The following is a 3,424-nucleotide window of genomic DNA, read 5'->3' on the forward strand; positions in this document are numbered from 1 at the left end:
TATTTATATTCAAATGAACTTTATTTTAATAATCTCTAACAACATGGGCCACACCATTAATGACATGGGATCCTGTTGAATTGGTATACGTTCCATTAAAAGTAATATCAATATATTGACCAATTGCACCTACACTACTTAAATTAAACGAAACCGCATTAACCGTTTGGATGTTAATTCCACCGGTTTCTGGTGATTCAATTGAAAATGATGAGGTAGTATAAATTCCGGGAATATTAGTATTGCCAAATAAATAAAATCGCTCGTTAGTATTTGGAGAATTTGCATTAAAGCCGTTAATAGATAATCCTGAAGAATTTGATCCAGAAGTTGTTCCTACATTAGCCGTAATGTTAGCAATTATGTATCTAACCGGACTAGAATCTATACGGTATGAAATAAATTCTGAAATGGAATTACAAGCTGTAATATTACCCACATTTGTAATTGGAGTAGTAAATGTAAAATTAATTGGATTAGTTGTTTGCAAATTATCATAATCAAAGCCTTCTAAACTAAAAGCTGTATTTGTAGCACTACAAACTAACATGGTCAAACTAAAAGCACCATTAGTAACTGTACCCATTAAGTTTTGATTTCCATAGCGCATTAATACATAACCGTTAGTTACATTTGTTCCATCGCATTTAAGAAGAGTACCTTGAACTAATGTTGATTGAATGGAACTATTAGAGAGTACTAAATTTGGCAAAGTAGTATCAGCAGAGAAAGGCCCAATAGAAGTAGTACTTACCGCATTTTCACAAGAATCAAATACTACCATTGTTAATGTTTCATTGGCAGGAACTAATCCACAAACTTGTCCTTGACTATTTGTAAATCCGTTAACCGTATAAGAATTTGAAGCTCTTCTAATACCTACTTTTACATTTGCTAAAGGCACACCATTAGAATTTACAACTGTCACGCATAATCTAATCGTTGGAAATTGAGCATCGCAATTCCACCACGAAAAGTGAGAAACAGTACCAACATATTTAGTTCCTTGCTTAGTAGCAGCACCTTCTTCTTTCCAATAACCAAGTGTTTCATCAAAATGCCAAAGTGGAATGGTGGCTGGTGCAGACGCTAATTGTGAAGTTGAAATTGGCATTTCTATTTGAGCAGTTGTAGAAAGTTGCAATTTTTGTGAAGCGGCTCCTCTCAATTCTATATTCATCATACCAAACGTTTCTAATACACGCTCCTCACCGCTTGAGTTTGCTGCCAATAACATACCTGGCATTTTATCAACAGTAGAAGGATCAGAAGGATCAAGGTGTTTCATTATTACACTTACTATCCCTGTATAAGGCTGACCAGTTTCTGTTTTAAAGTTACCATCAAAAGTGACTTTAGATCCATTACCCAAAGAAACGCTTCCAGTTACTCCAGAGTTCACAGTACCAATTATAGTTCCTGACAATAAAGTAATACGAGCGTAATTCATTCCATTTGTAGGAACTAACGAACGTGATCCGTCTAAAAATCCTGTTTTTCTTGCTTTAATAAATGCAAATTTTTCATGAACAGTTGCATTATTTATGATGAAAACACCATTAATATCAGTGTTAGCGGATTTATTTCCTACAGTAATGGCTACATTAGCTACAGGATTATTGCTTTCATCAACAATTCGTCCCGTAAAACTTTTAGACACTTCATTTCCAAAATTTAAAGGTGTGTCTACTGAATTTCCATCAATTCCTGAATCATTACTACAACTGTTGAATAAAAAAGGAACTAACAAAACCAAAAATAAGAGTCTTTTTGATATCATAATGTCATTGTTTTTAGATTAATACTATTCAAATTTAGTAATAATAATAATTACTTAATTCCTTTTTTCAATAAATTATTATTAAGATTGAAACCTATCCGTTGATCTTTACATTCAAATGATTGAGTAATATTTGATATTTATGGAACTCTACTAATTCTTCATCATTTTCAGTAGCATCCATAATATCATCTAATAAATTACTAACTTCTACTAATTTTTGATTGGCTTGATCTTTCTGTTGTAATGCAAGAAAATCAATTATTTTTTGAATTTCAAGAATGAGTGAATCCTTATTTTCCATAGGAATGTCTTAATAAATTACGTTTAATTTCCGACAAAGATAAACTAGAATAACATAACTGATGAATAATATCGCGTCGTAATGAGTCGATATTGGTTGTGTCGTAATATTTTGCCCAAGCATCAGTTTCCAATACTTCTTTTATTTGCCGAATTACTTTGGCAGTTTCGGATGCTGTTCGAACAACTGCTTTCCCATCATAATTCACATGATTTTTGTGTTGGAACATAACCGCTGCAGTTTCAAAATTTACCTTAATATAAAATAACGCTTCGGTTTCATTATTGGGATAAAAATCGGTCCACTTTGCAAAACCAATTCGTTGTTGGTTATTATTAACTTTTACCCTTGAAGTAGCAATCAAACGCCAACGACAATTAGCAGCTCTACCCCAGTGATTTGAACTTCGGTAAACACCTTCTTCCGTAAAATAATAACTACTCCCCGATTTACTTTTATAATTTGGTTTATTAAAAATTTCAGGAACGCTTTCAACTTCCATAAATTCACAAAAAGTATGGGAATGAAAATTATTTTTATGGTATTGTTGTGTTGGCATTTTCTGAATATGAAATCATGTGTAACAAAAGTAACATTTGATTTTTAAAGATTAGTAGTATCTTTACAAAAATAGTTTTTATCAATGAAAGACATCCTAACACAATCCTACGGCTATATTTTTGAAGAAGCACTTATTGACGAAATTGTAAAGGTGGCTACCTATAAAGAATTCAAAGCCGATGATTATTTGATCGAAATTGGAGACTATATCAAAACCATGCCGCTCTTAGTTAATGGTGCAATTAAAATTTTACGAGAAGATGAAAACGGAGATGAATTGTTGTTATATTTCTTAGAACGAGGTGATACCTGTGCCATGACCTTGACCTGCTGTATGGGACAAGCAAAAAGTAGAATTAGAGCTATTGCCGAAACCGACGGGTCTCTATTAATGATTCCAGTGGAAAAAATGGAAGATTGGTTGACTAAATATAAAACATGGCGTAACTTTGTTTTTGACAGTTATAATGTGCGATTGATGGAAATGTTAGAAGCTATTGACACGCTGGCGTTTATGAATTTAGACGAACGTTTGTACAAATATTTAACTGATAAAGCAAAGGTAATTGGCAATACCGAAATTCAAAATACCCATCAAGAAATTGCCTACGAAATGCATACATCAAGAGTAGTAATTTCAAGATTATTGAAGGCTTTGGAAATCGAAGGAAAAATAAAATTACATCGAAATAAAATAGAAATACTGCAATTTTAATGGAACTATTTGGCTATTTTGGAGCATTATGCATCGGATTAATTTTAGGATTAACAGGTGGTGG

4 protein-coding genes are annotated in these 3,424 nt (G+C 32.6%); 1 reads left to right on the forward strand and 3 read right to left on the reverse strand.

The window, feature by feature from the left end; translation table 11 throughout:
• Nucleotides 1-25: 25 nt before the first annotated feature.
• From ACIQZC_RS10150 to ACIQZC_RS10160, 3 genes are all read right to left on the reverse strand, one after another.
• Nucleotides 26-1,780, reverse strand: coding sequence for a hypothetical protein (locus tag ACIQZC_RS10150; RefSeq protein ID WP_396139108.1), 1,755 nt, complete (start codon nt 1,778-1,780; stop codon nt 26-28).
• Between the two features lie 94 nt (nt 1,781-1,874).
• Nucleotides 1,875-2,084: a hypothetical protein gene (locus ACIQZC_RS10155; protein WP_396139109.1), complete on the reverse strand. Its 210-nt coding sequence runs from the start codon at nt 2,082-2,084 to the stop codon at nt 1,875-1,877.
• Nucleotides 2,074-2,643 carry a hypothetical protein gene (locus tag ACIQZC_RS10160; RefSeq protein ID WP_396139110.1) on the reverse strand — a complete coding sequence of 190 codons (570 nt, stop codon included), beginning with the start codon at nt 2,641-2,643 and terminating at the stop codon, nt 2,074-2,076. Before ACIQZC_RS10160 ends, ACIQZC_RS10155 begins: the two co-directional genes overlap by 11 nt.
• Before the next feature lie 84 nt (nt 2,644-2,727).
• On the opposite strand from ACIQZC_RS10160, the gene ACIQZC_RS10165 reads away from it, so the two are divergent.
• Complete coding sequence (locus tag ACIQZC_RS10165) at nt 2,728-3,360, forward strand: Crp/Fnr family transcriptional regulator (RefSeq protein WP_396139111.1); 633 nt, start codon at nt 2,728-2,730, stop codon at nt 3,358-3,360.
• Nucleotides 3,361-3,424: the final 64 nt, after the last annotated feature.

The organism is Flavobacterium sp., from assembly GCF_044338735.1.
Classification (GTDB): Bacteria; Bacteroidota; Bacteroidia; order Flavobacteriales; family Flavobacteriaceae; genus Flavobacterium.